Origin of the sequence: Brevundimonas sp. UBA5866 (assembly GCF_002432125.1) — a bacterium.
GTDB lineage: Bacteria > Pseudomonadota > Alphaproteobacteria > Caulobacterales > Caulobacteraceae > Brevundimonas.
In genome coordinates, this window is sequence record NZ_DJFS01000028.1 from 1 (window position 1) to 16,897 (window position 16,897).

Below are 16,897 nucleotides of genomic sequence, written 5' to 3' on the forward strand. Positions count from 1 at the left end.
ACGCGGGCCGCAACCTGCCCGCCGAAAGCCTCGATACCGACGTGCGCGCCCGCTTCGATGCCCTGCGGGCCTGGCGCCGCGACCGCGCCAAGGAACAGGGCGTGCCGCCCTACGTCATCTTCCAGGACAAGACGCTGGTGGAGATCGCCATCCAGTGCCCGCGTGACGAACACGAACTGGGCCGCATCAACGGCGTTGGGGCCGGAAAGCTGGACCGCTATGGCAAGGCGGTGCTGGAGGCCCTGAACATTACATATTAGTGCGTTGCGGCCACGCCACGATAACGGCATTCTTTACCGGCACCGGAATATCAGGAGGGTGATCCTTTCCGGCGCGGGGGGATAACCGATGAAACGACTGGCTTTTGCCGCGGCCTTATGGGCCTGCGCGAGCAGCCCTACCTTGGCGCAGGACGTGGTAGACGAACCTGTGTTGCTGGACCCATCACGCGATTGGGCACAGACGCTGCGCGATGATGCACGCGCCATTCACGCGACACTTGTAGACAGCCATCCCGGCGTTCACGACACCCTTAACCCCGAGTTCCGGCCCCTGCTGGACCAAGGCCTCGCGCGCGCACTGGAACGTGCCGATACCACCCGCGATATCGGCGGTTGGTGGTGGGGTCTGCGCGAGTTTATTGCCACCTTCAACGACGGGCATGTCGGGATTTTCCTGAAGTCCGATTATGACTTCAGTCCTTCATGGCCGGGGTTTCTGACCCGTTTTACCGCAGAGGACCAGATCGTCGCGGCCCGCGATGGCACCGATGACGCACTGCCGCCCGTCGGGGCGAAGCTGCTGGACTGTGACGGCACAGATGCCGCCCGACTGGCACAGACCAATATCGCACCCTTCCGTGGACGCTGGTTCCTGAATGCCATGCGGGTGCGTGTTGGCGATGTTCTGTTCGTCGACAACCAGAACCCGTGGATCAAACGCCCCGAAGTCTGCCGCTTTGAAACCGGCGGCCAGGCCCGCACCTATAATCTGAGATGGCGCGAAGGCGGGACGGCCCTGAGAGCGGCACAGGACACACTGCGCCCGAAGCAAGACACCATCGGTGTCGAGGCTCTGGCCGATGGTGGTTTCTGGATTTCCACTCCGACCTTTGACGGCAATCCCGAAGGCCCGAAATATCCATTGCTGCGCGGCGTCATCGAGACGATGAACGCCCGCCAGTCGGATCTTCGCAATGCCCCGTACATAGTGTTCGACCTGCGCGGCAATACGGGCGGTTCGTCCAACTGGAGCCGCCAGATGGCACAGGCCCTTTGGGGCGACGAATGGATTTCGGTCCATAAGCCCAAGCCCTCCGAGGGCGTGGACTGGCGTGTATCCGAGGCCAACTACAATGCGATGGCCGAGTTCGGGGAACAGTTGCGCGCCACCGGCGCCAATCCCGAGGTCCTGCGCTACATCGACATCATGACCGCGGGCATGAAGAAGGCGATGGAGGCCAACCAGATATTCTGGCGAGAGGACCTGGGACAGACCGAAGCGCCCGAGGCTGCCGTTTCCGATCCAGAACTTGTGGTGAAGGCCAGGGTGTTCGCCCTCACGGATGCCCAGTGTGCCTCCGCCTGTCTGGACGCGCTTGATACATGGAAAGCAGCCGGTGCGATCCAGATCGGCCGCGAGACCTCTGCGGATACGGTCTATATGGACGTGCGCGTCGCCGAATTGCCGAGCGGCCTGGCGCAGATGGCCGTACCGATGAAGGTGTATCGCGGGCGCTCACGCGGTAACAACGAGCCACACATGCCCACACATGTGCTTCCTGTCGAAACCCTGTCCGAAAGCGATCTCCGAGCCGTTGTCGGACGTATGGCGACCCGTTAGCGCAGGAAGGCCCGCACCGCGCGTTCGAACGCACGGGGTTGATCGATCATCACCATATGCTCGGCCCCCTGGATGCGTTCGAACCGTGCAGGCTGCCGCAGGTTCATGAAGCTGTAGCGGAACAGGTCATCCACCACCGCACGCGGGCTGTTGGCATCCGAGCTCCAGCCATAGACCACAGTAACGGGGGCGGTGATCTCGGGCAGACGGTGACGCAGGTCCGTGGTCAGGACCTCGAACACGCCCTGGGCGAGAACGCGACGGTCGCCGCCCTGCCATCCCAGACCGTTGAAAACCCTGTCCGCGCCACCGCCCAAATCCACACCCAGATAGGCAGGCTGGCTGCGCAACATCTCGTCGCCCAGCATCAGGACACCCTGATAAGCCAGCCGCGCCAGAGGCTCGACATCAGCCCGGGTCGCGCCACGGTTGATCAACGCCGGGAAGAAGGGCGAGGAATCCACCAGCATCACCTTGCCGATCTCCTCACCACCGTCCGCCGCGATGCGAAGGGCCATTTGTCCGCCCATCGAATGGCCGATGACAGCAGGTCGCTTCAACCTGTTCTCGCGGATGTAGCGGCTGATCTCGCTGGATACGGCATTGCCGAGATGGCCCTCGGCATTGCCCTGTGCCGCATATTCTCCAAAGCCGCGCACATTCACCAGATGCAGCCGGTACTGCCCTTCCAGCGCGGGGACCAGTCGGCCCCAGACGGCAGATGTCGATGCAAGCCCCGGAATGAGAACAACATCGGGTCCATCAGCCCTGCCCTTTACCTCAACCTCGATACGGTCCGAGACAAACGCCGCTTCGGGCGCGGTCACAGCCGTCGGAAGTGCAGGACGCGGGGCCTGTGCATAGGCAGCAGATGCCAAAAGGCTGGCCCCCAGGAATATCGCTACGCTGAACTTGTTCCCAGTCATAGGCCTACCTTGTTCCGACATCTGGGCAAAAGCTCGACGGAGCGGTGCGGTTCCCCATTGCAAAACGTTAATCTTGCGAGAAAATGGGCCGGCATATGGGGAGGATATGATGATACTAGCTGTATCTGTTATGGCCTTATCGCTGGCGACAGCCGGTCAGGAAGGCCAGGTAGCCACCGAGACACTTACCCCTGCCGCGCCTGCTGCTGGCGCATCCGAATGGCATGTGGTTTCTCGCAGTGCCACCACGGCATACATGATCGACGTCAACGGCATCCGCCAACAGGGCGGGATCACGACGGCCCTTCTGGCCCGCGTGCCTACAACCGGCTCCGCGTCCGACCGTTCGCACTCGGTAACCCATATGAGCTTCCAATGCTCGGCCAAACAGTCGAAGTCCGGCGAGGAAATCTATTACGCTCCGGATGGCTCCGAGGAAGAGCGCATCTCGAACGACTATGACTTCGAGGCCATTCCCGCCAACAGCCTGGACGATCACGCCAAGGCTGTCGTCTGTGACGGCGAGCGCAGCAGCCGTTCCTATCCGACAATCGCCGACTTCATTTCGGCGGGTCGCCCCGCGCGGAACTGATCAAATCCGCACGGCCCAACAGGAAGGGTCGAACCGGCAGGGCGGCCTATAGGTCGCTCTGCCCGTTGAGTTGTGCCAGAGCCGGGGCGCAAAGACGTGCATCGCCCAGCGCCAGCACCCGGCCATCCTCGGCTGTCGGCATCTGTCCGTCCCAACCGGTGAACGAACCGCCGGCAGCCTTGACCAGCGGCATCAGCGCCGACCAGTCCCACACCTTCAGTTCGCTTTCGGCCACGACATCGATACGGCCTGCCGCCAACATGGCATAGGCATAGGCATCGCACCCATAACGGGCCAGCCGGACGCTGGATTTCAATCGCTCCCAGCCCTGACGGTCCGCTCCCTGGAAAATATCGGCATCGGTCGTGGCGGCTACGGCGTCCTCAAGCGTTGCGCACTGGCGGGTGGCGATGGGGGTTTGGGTGCCATCACGCATCAGCAGATAGGCCCCGCTGGGGCCGCCGATGAAGATCTCGCCGATATAGGGCTGCCCCACCACACCGATCGTCGGAACCCCGTTCTGGCGCAGCCCGATCAAGGTGGTCCAGAGCGGCAAGCCCGAGATGAAGGCGCGGGTGCCGTCGATAGGGTCCAGAATCCAGACATTATCGGCATCGGGCCGTTCTTCGCCGTACTCCTCGCCGATAATCCCGTGTTCGGGATAACGGGCCTTGATGGCTTGGCGCAAAGCGCGTTCGGCCGCACGATCGCCCTCTGTGACCGGATCGAATGAGCCGGGTCCAGCCTTGTTGATCTCTGCCAGATCGGTACGGAAAAACGGCAGGGAGGCGCGCGCTGCAACCCGGGCCAGCTCGCCGGCGAATGTTTCCAGTTCGGTCATGCCCCTGCCTTACACGCCGAAATCAAAATCGGCGACAAGAACAGCGTGTGACAGAAGCTTTTATCGGGCCTGTGCGTGTTCCGGATGGCTTGCGTTCAGCACAGGCGCGACCACTTCGATGTCTTCAAAGCCGTCATAGAAATAGGCCACATCGGTTTCCAGCGCGCGGGCCAGATACCACAGCCGTGCCGCCGAGATACGATTGGCCCCGCACTCGTATTTCTGCACCTGCTGGAAACGGATGTTCAGCCGCTCGCCCAGCTGTTGCTGGGTCAGGCCCAGCACGCGACGCCGACGGCGCAGCCTGCGGCCAATATGCAGATCGATCTCTTTAGCCACTGTACCCTCACCTGTCCCAAATCGACACCCGAAGCGACAAATCCCCCGCCTCCGGTGCGAAAACAGCAAGCTTGGTGCCGGAGTTTGCGGCATCCCGTTACCCACTACAGCGCAACCGACCCTTGCATTGAGCATTAGGCACTCAGGGCAGACGCCTGGAAACAGATAGGGAGACGCACTCATGAGTGGTTTTGGTTGGATCGCTTGGATCATCATCGGCATCATCGCGGGCTGGCTGGCCGAAAAGATCATGAAACGTGATCACGGTCTGCTGACCAATCTTGTCGTCGGTAGCCTGGGCGCGCTTATCGGTGGCTTCCTTGCCAACAACCTTCTGGGTTTCGATGCGGCAGGCAGCTGGATCGTAGGTATCATCGTGGCCACGATCGGCGCGGTCATCCTGCTGTTTATCCTTGGGCTGATCAAAAAGCGCGGCTGATAACCGCCTTGGTTAAAGCGCATAAAAAAGGGCGACCCGCCGGGTCGCCCTTTTCAATTCCGAGAGAGGCAGCCGCGTCTTAGACGCGCGGCTCTTCGGTCGGCTCGTCAACCTGCTCGTCAGCATCGGTCGATTGGTCAGCCGGGGTCGGTTCTGCCATCGGAGCCGGCTCAGCCGTCTCGATCGGGGTAGCCGACTGGAAGTCAGAGGCCGTGGCGTCAACAACGATATCGCTACCTTGTTGCTTGATGCCGGCCAACGAAACCGGACGTACCGAACCGTCAACACCGCGGACCGTCAGCTCTTGACCCGATGCGCCGTTTTGGACACCTACCAGTTTGCCGAGCTCAGTGCCGTCTGCGCTCTTGACGGTCGCACCCGGGGTGAGGGTCAGGCTTTGCGGTTGAGCGGATTCTTGAGCAGCCGGGGCTGCAGTGTCTTGAGGGGCTTCCTGAGCCAGCGCCGGAGCGGCGAACATCAGGGCACCAGCGATACCAGTGAGCATAGCGGTCTTGCGGATCATGTCGAACTCCTCGATTGGCGAGCTGAAGAGCGCTCGCAATAAGGTGAACACACCGTGTAAAGGTTTGTTGCAGGCGCCCAGAAATGACCTTTTAACTGCCACGCATCGGCAAAAAGCGCGGCAATGCCCAAAGCCTTCCTTCCGACTTCACGTATGACCCAACGACGCAGCCAAACATTGACCCGCATCCTGCGCAGACTAGGCGTTCTGGCCTTCGAGCTGACGCCGCAATTGTTTGCGATAGCCAGCTTCATGCTGGGCGGTATCATGCTGCTCTCTGCCGTTACGCCAGAGTTTCACGAACGATTGAACATCCTTGATCATTGGGCCGACCCCCTGTTGATCGACCTCAGTCACTTCGCCGCCAGCGTGACAGGCTTCCTGCTTCTGTTCGTCTCTGCGGGTCTGTGGCGGCGACGTCGCGGTGCCTATTACGCGGCCCTGCTGGGCCTGATCGGCGGCGCGCTTTTCTCGGTGCTCAAAGGCCTGAATTATATACAGGCCGTCGAGATGCTGTTGGCGGCCCTGTTGATGTGGCCATGCCGCGCGGCCTTCAACAGGCGCTCCCGTCTGGGGGAGCCGCTGCGTCCCGGCTGGCTGCTCATGCTGGCGGCATCGGTTCTGGCCATGATCTGGCTGGGCTTCTTTGCGTATCGCGAAGTGCCCTATCGCGACGATCTGTGGTGGACCTTCCTGACAGACAGTCAGGCCTCGGGCTTTTTGCGTGCGGCGGTCATTCTCTCGCTGCTGACACTGGTCGTCGCCTTCCGTTCCCTGCTGACCGCCCCCGGTGCGCGAAGCCACGGTCCGGCCTCGGCCCAGGATGTCGAGCGCGCCCGACAGGCGCTTGAGCAGGCAGAGGTTGCGACACCCGAGGCCAGACTGGCCCTGCTGGGTGACAAGGCCCTGCTGTTCTCACCCTCGGGCTATACGTTTCTGGCCTATCGCGTTCGCGGGCGGCGCTGGATCGCCATGAGCGAACCTGCCGGTCTGGTCTGCGAGCGTATGGAGCTGCTGTGGTCCTTCGCGGAGCTTGCGGATTCATATGGCGGTTCGCCTGTCTTCTATTCCGTCAGCGAAAGTCTGCTGGCCGAACTGGCGACGATGGGTCTGGCCGTGCGCAAGGTCGGCGAAGCGGCGGTCATTCCGACCCATAGCTTCTCAACCGAAGGCAAGGGCAAGCAGAACCTGCGCACCGCGGTGAACCGGGCTGAGCGGGCGGGCTCCCAGTTCTCGGTCCTGCTGCCCGGCGAGGCTGCAGCCGTTGCCGAAGAGCTGCGGGCCGTGTCCGACGCCTGGATCAGCAATACCGAAGGCTCCGAGAAGGAGTTTTCGCTGGGCCGTTTCGACATCGACTATCTGAACCAGTCGCCGATCGCTGTGGTCCGCGAGGATGGCCGCATGGTCGCCTTTGCCAACCTGCTGATGGGGGCGGGCAACAAGGAGGCGATGATCGACCTGATGCGCTATGTGCCCGATGGCCCGCATGGTGTGATGGACTATCTGTTCACCCGCACGGCCCAGTGGTGCCGCGAGACGGGGATCGACCATCTGGACCTCGGCATGGCCCCGCTGTCGGGTCTTGAGGACCGCAGGACCTCGCCCGTCTTCGCCCGCGTCGGCGCGCTGATCTTCGAAGAAGCCAATGCCATCTACGGCTTCCAGGGATTGCGGTCCTACAAGGCCAAGTTCGGCCCCAACTGGCGACCGAAATTCATCGCCGCGCCCACCACCACACCACTCCCCCTCGCCCTCCTCGACGTCGCCCTGCTGACCAGCAAGGGCTGGCGCGGCCTTCTGGGCCTGCGGAAGTAAGGACACCACCACCGACAAAGAAGGCCAGCGGCACCCCACCGCTGGCCTTTTTCAGGTGCCGAGTGCAGCCAGCGCCGCGACCGATTGGGAAAGCCCCCCTCAAGCAACGAGCCGCCGCGCGGCGAGTGTTAGGGGAAAAACCAGCCCCTCAAGCAGCGAGCCCCCGCGGGGCGAGCGATAGGGGCCAAACGTCCCTGGTAGCGAGCCGCAAAGCGGCACGCCTAAGGACAACTCAAAACCTGAGTAAGCTGACGCGCACGAAAAAGGGGCGGCTCGTCTGAGCCGCCCCTGACTTCGTAAGCTAAAGCTTACTCAGGCTTTTGACGCTTCTTGCGGAAGGACGGGTTCAGGATTTCCTTGCGAAGACGGATGTTCTTCGGGGTCACCTCGACCAGTTCGTCTTCTTCGATATAGGCGATGGCCTGTTCCAGCGACATCTTGCGCGGCGGGGTCAGGCGGACAGCTTCGTCCTTGCCCGAGGCGCGGACGTTGGTCAGCTGCTTGCCCTTGATCGGGTTGACGTCGAGGTCATCCCAACGCGAGTTCTCGCCGATGATCATGCCCTGATAGGTCTTTTCACCCGCGCCCACGAACATCACGCCGCGCTCTTCCAGGTTCCACAGGGCGTAGGCCGCCGTGTCACCGTCCGAGTTCGACACCAGCACGCCCTTCAGGCGGCCTTCGATGGCACCCTTGTGCGCTTCATAGTGCGAGAACACGCGGTTCAGCACGCCCGAGCCACGGGTGTCGGTCAGGAACTCGCCCTGATAGCCGATCAGCGAACGCGACGGGCATTTCAGCTGGATGCGGGTCTTGCCTGCACCCGACGGGCCCATGTCGGTCATTTCAGCCTTACGGGCCGACAGCTTTTCGATGACGATGCCCGAGAACTCTTCGTCGACGTCGATCATGACGTCTTCGATCGGCTCCATCAGCTGGCCGTTCTCGTCCTTCTGATAGACCACGCGCGGACGCGAGATCGACAGTTCGAAGCCTTCGCGGCGCATGTTCTCGATCAGAACGCCCAGCTGCAGTTCGCCGCGACCGGCGACTTCATAGGCGTCCGAGCCCTGGGTCTCGGTGATGCGGATGGCGACGTTGGCTTCGGCTTCCTTCAGCAGGCGGTCACGGATGACGCGCGACTGCACCTTGTCGCCTTCACGGCCGGCCAGCGGGCTGTCGTTCACGCCCACGGTCATCGAGATGGTCGGCGGGTCGATCGGCAGCGACGGCAGCGCCTCGGTCACTTCCAGAGCGCAGAGGGTGTCGGCCACGGTGGCCTTGGACATGCCGGCGATGGCGACGATATCGCCCGCTTCGGCTTCGTCCACCGGCTGGCGCTTCAGGCCGCGGAAAGCCAGAACCTTGGTGATACGGCCCTGTTCGATCTGCTTGCCGTCGCGGTCCAGAGCCTTGATGGCCATACCCGGAACAGCCTTACCCGAGTGGATGCGGCCCGTCAGGATGCGGCCCAGGAATGGATCGGACTCGATCAGAACGTTCAGGATCTGGAACGGCTCGTTGACGCGTTCCTGGGCAGCCGGTGCCGGAACGTGGTCGACGATCAGTTCGTACAGGTCGTGCAGGTTGTCGGTCGGCTTGTTCAGGTCCAGCGAGGCCCAGCCCGAACGGCCCGATGCGTAGATGACCGGGAAGTCCAGCTGTTCGTCGGTGGCACCCAGAGCGGCGAACAGATCGAAGGTTTCGTTCAGAACGCGGTCCGGATCGGCGTGTGCACGGTCAACCTTGTTGATGCACAGGATCGGACGCAGGCCCATGCGCAGGGCCTTGGTCAGAACGAATTTGGTCTGCGGCATCACGCCTTCTTCGGCGTCAACCAGCAGGACGCAGCCGTCCACCATGCCGAGGATACGCTCAACCTCGCCGCCGAAGTCGGCGTGACCCGGGGTGTCGATGATGTTGATGCGGGTTTCGCCCGACTTGCCGTTCCACAGAATGGAGGTGCACTTGGCGAGAATGGTGATGCCGCGCTCGCGCTCCTGGTCGTTGGAGTCCATGGCACGTTCCGTGGTCGCCTCATTGGCGCGGAAGATGCCCGACTGGGCCAGAAGGGCGTCAACCATGGTCGTTTTGCCGTGGTCAACGTGTGCGATAATAGCGACGTTACGAAGGTTCATTTCGGGCTCGGGCGGACTGTGTTCGGTCACGGGGGGCCCGCGCCGCTGCAAACTTAGCTGCAGATGTTGGGAAGGATTTCGGTGCGCCTCTTACAGTGCCACGCGACAAAAGGCTAGTCTGGGGGGCGAGCCGCGATCTGCAAACCTGCCTCGTGCGCCTATTAAGCCATACCCAGAATGGTGATGGCCACCACGGCCATGACGCCGATCATGAGGGCGGATAGCGCCGCTACGCTTGCCACGCGCACACCGGCTTTGGCCACGGCGGCGGGATCAACCATCAGCCCCAGTCCGGCCATTGCCATCAATGTCATCGCCGTGACCGCATGGTCCAGAGGGACCAGAACCGGCCCGGGGATCATCCCCAGCGAGCGCAGGCCCAGCAGTCCCAGAAAGACGATGATGAACCACGGCACCAACTGCCAGAAACCGGGACGGGTTCGGGTGTCGCCCTTCTCACGGTCGCGCTTGGCCTGCATCAGCCCCAGCACCAAGGTAACCGGGCCCAGCATCAATACGCGCACCAGCTTGACGACGGCCCCCGTCTGGATCGCAGCCGATCCTGCCGGTGCCGCGGCCGCCAGAACCTGGGGAACGGCATAGACGGTCATGCCTGCCAGGACGCCGATACCCGTCGCCTGATAGCCCAGCATTGCCCCGACCACCGGCACCAGCAGCACAACGGCAATGCCCAGCACGGCGGTAAAGCCGATTGCGGCGGCCACATCCTCACCCTCGGCCTTGATGACCGGCGCGACGGCCGCAATGGCCGAGTTCCCGCAGATGGCATTCCCGCAGGCCACCAGAAGGGCCATTGCGTGCGGCAAGCCGAAAGCTCTCCCGATCAGATAGCCGCCGACAATGGCCAGAGCGCCCACCGCCATAATTCCAAGAAGCAGCCAGGGGCCCAAAGCCATCACAGCCGCGCCCGATACCGTGGCCCCCAACAGGGCAATGGCGATTTCAAGCAGGGTTTTTGCGCTGAACCGGATACCTGCCATCCAATAGGGACCGGGCCTCCACAACAGACGGATGGCCGCGCCCGTCAGAATGGCCAGAACCAGCGCCTCTACCCAGGCAAAGCCCACCAGCGAAAGTTCAAGCCACTGCAGCCCCATCGCAGAAGCCGCCACCGCACCGCACAGAGCAACGCCCGGCAGAACGCGCACCCAGCCCAAAGGCAGGGAAAACCCCGTGACGGCAGGAGAGAGGGGAGGGGTGTGAGACATGTGGCCTTCTATGCCCGCGCTCAAGCCATCGATCTAACGAATAGTTTTTGACTTAATGATCTATCTAATCGATCAATGATCCATGACCTTGGAACAATTGCGCATATTCGTGGCCGTGGCAGAGCGCCTGCATATGACGCGGGCCGCCGAGCATCTGCACCTGACGCAATCGGCGGTCAGTGCCGCCATCTCGGCGCTGGAGAGCCGTTATGGTCAAAAACTGTTCGATCGCGTGGGGCGCGGACTGGATCTGAACAGCGCGGGTCAGGCCTTTTTACCCGAGGCACGTGCTGTACTGGCCCAAGCCGAAGCCGCCCGATCAATGCTTGATGATCTGGCCGGATTGAAGCGCGGCTCGGTGTCCATCTATGCCAGCCAGACAATCGGCGCCTATTGGCTGCCGCAGCGCATGGCCCGTTTCCATCGCGGCTATCCCGATGTCCAACTGCATCTTCATATCGGCAACACCCATCAGGTCATCGAGGCCGTCAGCGACGGTCGGGCCGAAATCGGCCTTGTCGAGGGCGAGGAAGAAGCCCCGCAACTTGAGCGCCAGGCCATTGGTGCCGACCGACTGATACTGGCCGCGTCGCCGCACCATCCCCTCACGGGCCACCCGACCGGACTGGATGCTAAGGAATTGGCCGGATTTGAATGGGCATTGCGCGAAATCGGGTCCGGTACCCGCAGTGCGTTCGAAGCCCACCTGCCAATGGGCATGAAGCCGTCGGACCTGAAGGTGGCCCTGACACTGCCGTCCAACGAAGCCCTGCTGACGGTGGTCGCACAAAGCCATTTCGTGACGGCGATCTCGGAACTGGCGGCCCGCCCGCTGATAGAGGCAGGCCGCCTTGTCCAACTGCCGCTGGATTTGCCCGAGCGGCCGTTTTACCGGCTACGCCACCGCGAGCGGGCAGCCAGCCGGGCAGCGCAGACCTTTGTCGCCGCCCTGATTGCCACGACCTAGACCTTGGCCGCGCGCTTCATCGTCCAGCGATACAGGACGAAGGTCAGCACAAAGAAGACCAGCAGACCCAGCCACATGGCCGGCCATGCGCCCTCTTCTATAATGGCGAACGGCGCGTCATTGGCCGTGCCGACGATGACAGCGGCCGTGAATACGCCAAACAGGCTCTCGCCGACGATCAGGCCCGAAGCCAGCAGAACCCCCATACGGCGGCCCACATCGGCAAAGCGGGTGGAGGCCAAAGCCTTGTCATACAGCCATCCGCACACGGCACCGATGACCAGCATGGTGGTGACATAGGCAGGCAGATAGACGCCGATACCCGCGGCCAGCGGCGGCAGCTTGATCTTGCCCGAGGTGGCCTTGCGCAGGATCATGTCCAGCACGATCACGCCCACACCGATGGCCGCACCGATACCGATCAGGTCCCAGCGCAGATCGCCGCTGATCACCCCGCGCGCCAGCGCCGAGATCAGGGTCGCCTGCGGGGCCGCCAGGGTTTGCGAGCCTTCGACAATGGCGGGCGGACCGCCTTCGAAACCGAACGCACGGTTCATCATGTCCAGCACGAACGGGATCACCAGCGCACCGGCACCCACACCGACGATAAGGGCCGTCTGCTGGCGCCACGGCGTCGCTTCGACCAGTTGACCCGTCTTGAGGTCCTGAAGGTTGTCATTGGCGATCACGGCAACGGCAAACACGACCGCTGTCACCACCAGCGCAAAGGCGATGACCGAAGGATCGGCGGCGACACCCGCGATCGACAGCACACCGAGCATCAGCAGGGAAGCGATCACAATGGCCAGAATGCCAACCCCGGACACCGGGCTGTTGGACGAGCCGATCAGACCGGCCATGTAACCGCAGATGGCCGCCACGGCGAAACCGATCACAATCACATAGAGCAGACCGCCCGCGACCAGCAGCGGCGTCTGCCCTGCCAGAACCGTGCCCTGAGCGAAGACGGCCAGCAGCACACCGATGCCGATCAGCGCCAGAACCGACAGAAGGCCGACGGTCTTGATCGGAATATCCTGCTCGGTCAGGTCCAGAGCCTCGCCGTGGGCGCGCTTGTCCTGTGCGGCAAAGGCCGAGGCCAGACCCGACACCAGCGGCCCGGCCAGCTTGGCCAGCGTCCAGATGGCGGCCACGCCGATGACCCCTGCACCGATGAAGCGGACTTCCTGCGACCACACGGCCATAGCCAGACCCTGCGCACCCGCATCGGCAGGAATACCCGCCGCCACGGAGGCGGCTCCGTTCGCGGTCGCCCAGTCAACATAGCCTTGCGACGTCAGGATCGGCACGAATATCAGCCAGGCCAGCGCCAGACCGAACAACTGGGTCAGACCCACAGCCAGGCCGATCAGATGCCCCGCGCCCAGAAGGGCGAACTGCATGGAAAAACCCACACCCGTCGCGCCGCCACCCAGCGCCGCCGGAAGTTTGAAGAAGGCCGATGTCTGTTCGGCCAGAACCTTGGCCGCCGCCAGCAAGCCGAAACCGGCAGAGGCGATAGCCCCGCCTATCACCACCCACAGACCCGACTTGTTCTCGCGTACCGCAGCCTCGCTCTGCCCCTCACCGGGAGAGCCGACCTTGAGCACTTCGGCTGCCGCCACACCCTCGGGATAGGGCAGATCCCCCTTGGTCACCAGTGTACGGCGCAGCGGGATAGAGAAGGTCACACCCAACAGACCGCCCAGCGCGCAGATGGCCACGCTTTCCCAGAAGGGGAAGTTCATCCACCAACCGATCATGACCATGCCGGGCAGTACGAAGATGATGGCGCTCATGGCACCACCCACGGACGCCACGGTCTGGACCGTCATATTCTCCCAGATGGTCGAACCCTTGAAGGCCCGCAGCAGGGCCATAGAAATCACCGCTGCCGGAATGGCAGAGGCGAAGGTCAGACCGACTTTCAGACCCAGATAGGTGTTGGCCGCTGTGAAGACCGCTGCCAGCACACAGCCCAGAACAAGGGCGCGTAAAGTCAGTTCGATCCGCTTGCCGACGGGGGGCCGAGCCCCCGCTACCGGTGCGTCACTCATGGTGATTGTCCCTCTCCCGTCGCGCTCGTTCATGCGGCGCGATCATAGATGTTTGCCTTTTCACGCTAACCGCGAATAGTCAGCAATGACAACGGTCGATCAAAGCACGGCTTCTTCTTTTGCACCCGACCCCCTAACTGTGTGGCATGCCCGAACTCCCCGAAGTTGAAACTGTCCGCCGCGGCCTGATGCCTGTTCTGGAAGGGGCAACCCTTTCACGCGTGAGCGTGCGCCGCCCCGATCTGCGCTTCCCCTTTCCCGAGCGGTTCACGGAGAGGCTGGAGGGGGCCACGGTGCTGCGCATAGACCGCCGCGCCAAATATCTGTTGCTGCGGCTGTCCACGGGCGAGACGTGGATCACCCATCTGGGCATGACGGGCCGCTTTACTCTGGATGGCGATCCGGCGGGTCTTTTCGAGGATGTGGTCCCCACCGGCGGCAAACACGAGCATTTCGTCGCCTGCGCCGATCTGGGGGGACAGCTGACCCGCCTTGGCTATGCCGATGCCCGGCGTTTTGGCTTTATGGGATTGATACCCACCGAAGCCGTCGATGATCATCCGTGGTTCCGCCAACTGGGACCAGAACCGCTGGGCAACGGCTTCTCCGGCAACCATCTGGCCGAGGCCTTTGCCAACCGCAAACAGAACATCAAGGTCAGTCTTCTGGACCAAAGCGTGGTCGCCGGTCTGGGCAATATCTATGTGTGCGAGGCCCTTTACCGCTCTGGCATCTCGCCGGAACTGGCCGCAGGCAAGGTGTCGGGATCACGGCTTGACCGTCTGGCCACCGAGGTCCGCCATGTGCTGGATGATGCCATCCGCGCCGGTGGCTCGACCCTCAAGGACTTTGCCAATGTCGAGGGCGGGCAGGGCTATTTCCAGCACAGCTTCGATGTGTACGGACGCGAGGGCGAACCGTGCCGCACGCCCGCCTGCAAGGGCACGATCCATCGTATCGTTCAGGGCGGCCGCTCCACCTTCTACTGTCCCGTTTGCCAGGCACGCTGAGCATTACAAACAGGTTTGCCCTCTGTGGCGGACGGTCTAAACCATCGCCCATACTCTTATGAACAAGGAGACCCCCGTGGCCGACACCTATTCCACCCTGCTGGTCGAACGTCATGCCGACGGCTATGCGGTCGTCACCCTGAACCGTCCCGAGGCGCTGAACGCGCTGAACTCGCAGCTGCTGGGCGAGCTGGGCGACTTCCTCGAGGCCGCCGCCACCGATGACGCCATCCGCGCCGTCGTCCTCACCGGCTCGGCCAAGGCCTTTGCCGCAGGGGCCGACATCAAGGAGATGTCGGACAAGTCGTACGCCCAGATGTATCTGGAAAACTTCTTCGCCCGCGCCCACGATCGCGTGGCAGCCTTCCGCAAGCCGATCATCGCGGCCGTATCGGGCTATGCGCTGGGCGGTGGCTGTGAACTGGCCATGCTGTGCGACTTCATCATCGCCTCCGACACCGCCAAATTCGGTCAGCCGGAAATCAACCTCGGCGTCGCGCCGGGCATTGGCGGCTCGCAGCGCCTGACCCGCGCCGTGGGCAAGGCCAAGGCGATGGACATGTGTCTGACCGCCCGCATGATCGACGCCGCCGAGGCCGAGCGTGCCGGTCTGGTGTCGCGCGTGGTATCGGCTGAGGAACTGCTGGACGAGGCCCGCAAGGCAGCCGCCAAGATCGCCTCGCAGTCGCCACTGGCCGTTATGGCCAACAAGGAACTGGTCAACGCCGCCTTCGAAACCACCCTCGCCCAGGGCCTGCAGTTCGAACGCCGCCTGTTCCACTCGCTGTTCGCGTTCGAGGACCAGAAGGAAGGCATGGCGGCCTTCATCGAGAAGCGTAAGCCGGCTTTCACCAGCCGCTAAAAGGCTCTACACCTGTCGGGGCGGCAGGGCTTGAATCCCCGTCCCGACTCAATTCCGGTGGCATTGCGTTGACCGATTACAGGGTTTCCGCTATAGCCGCCCGCTCTTGAGATTTCATCGCCGCGAGCCCTGTGAGCTTGTGGCGTCATCGTTCGAAGGTTTTTGAAATGGCTAACAACGCCGGCGCCCGCAAGGCGATCCGCAAGATCGAAGCGCGGACTGCAGTGAACAAAGCTCGCCGCACCCGCGTGCGCACCTACCTGCGCAAATTCCAGGAAGCCGTCACCGGCGGCGACGTGGAAGCTGCCAAGGCTGCTTTCATCACCGCTCAGTCGGAACTGATGCGCGCTGTGTCGAAGGGCGTGGTTCACAAGAACACCGGCTCGCGCAAGGTCAGCCGTCTGGCCGCCCAGCTGAAGAAGCTGTCGGCAGCCTAAAAATCTCGTCTCTGGTCAGAGCATCCCGCAAGCTATTGCTCTGACTAATTTTTTGAGACGAAATTAAAATACCCGCATTACGGGTGTTGCAAGAAAATCGAACGATTTCAAAGGCGAGGCACCATTTGGAGCCTCGCCTTCTTGCTGCGCGCTTATCCGCATCCCGAAAGATTTTACATACCGTCACAGCAAAAAAATGCCTTTTCTCTAGGCCTGACGGGACTTTGCGGGAGTCAACAAATTTAAGTGCAGAAATGAGTCGGAATCCACGTTGATTCCCGCGGCCCGCTGAGTAAGTTCAAGGGGTAACGCACTTCCATCCCCAAGGATGAAGACGAGGGAAATCAAAGGTTTCCCTCGGCGGAGATGTCTGTCTGTGAGAACGACCCCACGCGCCGAACCCTCGTTTGGCGTGACAGGAGAAGTCGTCCCTGATGTCAGCTCCTGAAGTCGCGCTGCAACGGTGAATGACAAACTAACTCTGGCGGGTGACTCTATAATGATCGGGGGCGTTGCAATGGGGCAGATGACCGATCCAGATCGTATCTGGAATGAGGCTGCAGACCGCTTGAAAGCGGAAATCGGTGATGGTCCCTATAGCTCCTATATCGCCCCTTCGGCGGTACGTGTGGATGCTCAGGGCAACCTGATCCTCGTAACTCCGACCGCCTATGCGCGGGACTGGGTTCGTCAAAATGCACTGCGTCGTATGAACGAGCTGTGGCTGGGCCTGGATGGCCTGTCGCGCCGTCTGGACGTCCGCTGCCGTGCCGAGGTGGGTTCCATCCTGCCGTCGGCCGCGCGCGAAGTCCCGCGCCTGAACTCCATCAGCACCGCCCCGGCCTCGGCTCCGGCTGCGCCGACCTTCGCCCCCTCGGTC

Annotated in this window: 16 protein-coding genes and 1 pseudogene; 10 read left to right on the forward strand and 7 right to left on the reverse strand. The window is 62.5% G+C overall.

The annotated features are described in order from the left end of the window. Together B3H86_RS03455 and B3H86_RS03460 are read left to right on the forward strand one after the other, a co-directional pair. Positions 1-260: HRDC domain-containing protein (locus tag B3H86_RS03455; RefSeq protein WP_292051184.1), on the forward strand; the 260-nt coding region annotated here is incomplete at its 5' end. 88 nt (positions 261-348) lie between these two features. Continuing rightward, on the forward strand, positions 349-1,842 hold the full coding sequence (locus tag B3H86_RS03460) for a S41 family peptidase (protein WP_292051185.1): 1,494 nt from the start codon (positions 349-351) through the stop codon (positions 1,840-1,842). Here the strand turns inward: B3H86_RS03460 and B3H86_RS03465 are convergent. Continuing rightward, positions 1,839-2,768: an alpha/beta fold hydrolase gene (locus tag B3H86_RS03465; protein WP_292051186.1), complete on the reverse strand. Its 930-nt coding sequence runs from the start codon at positions 2,766-2,768 to the stop codon at positions 1,839-1,841. The genes B3H86_RS03460 and B3H86_RS03465 overlap by 4 nt on opposite strands. 109 nt (positions 2,769-2,877) lie before the next feature. Between B3H86_RS03465 and B3H86_RS03470 the strand changes: the two genes are divergently transcribed. Continuing rightward, the gene (locus tag B3H86_RS03470; protein WP_292051187.1) at positions 2,878-3,360 is read left to right on the forward strand and encodes a surface-adhesin E family protein; all 483 of its coding nucleotides are present in this window, start codon (positions 2,878-2,880) and stop codon (positions 3,358-3,360) included. A 46-nt stretch (positions 3,361-3,406) separates the two neighbouring features. Here B3H86_RS03470 and hisN read toward each other — a convergent pair whose 3' ends face one another. Together hisN and B3H86_RS03480 are read right to left on the reverse strand one after the other, a co-directional pair. Then, the gene (gene hisN, locus B3H86_RS03475; protein ID WP_292051188.1) at positions 3,407-4,201 is read right to left on the reverse strand and encodes a histidinol-phosphatase; all 795 of its coding nucleotides are present in this window, start codon (positions 4,199-4,201) and stop codon (positions 3,407-3,409) included. A 120-nt stretch (positions 4,202-4,321) separates the two neighbouring features. Beyond that, positions 4,322-4,540 (reverse strand): annotated as a pseudogene (locus B3H86_RS03480) (helix-turn-helix domain-containing protein); the annotation flags it as partial. 181 nt (positions 4,541-4,721) lie between these two features. On the opposite strand from B3H86_RS03480, the gene B3H86_RS03485 reads away from it, so the two are divergent. Continuing rightward, positions 4,722-4,979, forward strand: a complete 258-nt coding sequence (locus tag B3H86_RS03485; protein WP_292051190.1) for a GlsB/YeaQ/YmgE family stress response membrane protein — start codon at positions 4,722-4,724, stop codon at positions 4,977-4,979. A 79-nt stretch (positions 4,980-5,058) separates the two neighbouring features. Here B3H86_RS03485 and B3H86_RS03490 read toward each other — a convergent pair whose 3' ends face one another. Beyond that, positions 5,059-5,502 carry a superoxide dismutase gene (locus tag B3H86_RS03490; protein WP_292051191.1) on the reverse strand — a complete coding sequence of 148 codons (444 nt, stop codon included), beginning with the start codon at positions 5,500-5,502 and terminating at the stop codon, positions 5,059-5,061. Between the two features lie 153 nt (positions 5,503-5,655). Between B3H86_RS03490 and B3H86_RS03495 the strand changes: the two genes are divergently transcribed. Beyond that, the gene (locus tag B3H86_RS03495; RefSeq protein WP_292051192.1) at positions 5,656-7,317 is read left to right on the forward strand and encodes a phosphatidylglycerol lysyltransferase domain-containing protein; all 1,662 of its coding nucleotides are present in this window, start codon (positions 5,656-5,658) and stop codon (positions 7,315-7,317) included. A gap of 308 nt (positions 7,318-7,625) precedes the next feature. Here B3H86_RS03495 and typA read toward each other — a convergent pair whose 3' ends face one another. Beyond that, positions 7,626-9,455 carry a translational GTPase TypA gene (typA, locus tag B3H86_RS03500; RefSeq protein WP_292051193.1) on the reverse strand — a complete coding sequence of 610 codons (1,830 nt, stop codon included), beginning with the start codon at positions 9,453-9,455 and terminating at the stop codon, positions 7,626-7,628. Positions 9,456-9,616: 161 nt separating this feature from the next. Further along, positions 9,617-10,684 (reverse strand): YeiH family protein, encoded by a 1,068-nt coding sequence (locus tag B3H86_RS03505; RefSeq protein WP_292051194.1) that lies wholly within the window; start codon positions 10,682-10,684, stop codon positions 9,617-9,619. Positions 10,685-10,766: 82 nt separating this feature from the next. On the opposite strand from B3H86_RS03505, the gene B3H86_RS03510 reads away from it, so the two are divergent. Then, positions 10,767-11,651 (forward strand): LysR family transcriptional regulator, encoded by an 885-nt coding sequence (locus B3H86_RS03510; RefSeq protein ID WP_292051195.1) that lies wholly within the window; start codon positions 10,767-10,769, stop codon positions 11,649-11,651. Here B3H86_RS03510 and B3H86_RS03515 read toward each other — a convergent pair. Next, positions 11,648-13,708, reverse strand: coding sequence for an OPT family oligopeptide transporter (locus B3H86_RS03515; protein WP_292051196.1), 2,061 nt, complete (start codon positions 13,706-13,708; stop codon positions 11,648-11,650). The genes B3H86_RS03510 and B3H86_RS03515 overlap by 4 nt on opposite strands. A gap of 146 nt (positions 13,709-13,854) precedes the next feature. On the opposite strand from B3H86_RS03515, the gene mutM reads away from it, so the two are divergent. The 4 genes from mutM to B3H86_RS03535 all read left to right on the forward strand — a co-directional run. After that, positions 13,855-14,718, forward strand: coding sequence for a bifunctional DNA-formamidopyrimidine glycosylase/DNA-(apurinic or apyrimidinic site) lyase (mutM, locus tag B3H86_RS03520; RefSeq protein WP_292051197.1), 864 nt, complete (start codon positions 13,855-13,857; stop codon positions 14,716-14,718). Positions 14,719-14,794: 76 nt separating this feature from the next. Beyond that, positions 14,795-15,580 carry an enoyl-CoA hydratase gene (locus tag B3H86_RS03525; RefSeq protein WP_292051198.1) on the forward strand — a complete coding sequence of 262 codons (786 nt, stop codon included), beginning with the start codon at positions 14,795-14,797 and terminating at the stop codon, positions 15,578-15,580. 167 nt (positions 15,581-15,747) lie between these two features. After that, positions 15,748-16,017, forward strand: a complete 270-nt coding sequence (gene rpsT, locus B3H86_RS03530; protein ID WP_292051199.1) for a 30S ribosomal protein S20 — start codon at positions 15,748-15,750, stop codon at positions 16,015-16,017. A 526-nt stretch (positions 16,018-16,543) separates the two neighbouring features. Continuing rightward, a partial coding sequence (locus tag B3H86_RS03535) for a DnaA N-terminal domain-containing protein (RefSeq protein WP_292051200.1) occupies positions 16,544-16,897 on the forward strand: 354 nt, incomplete at its 3' end.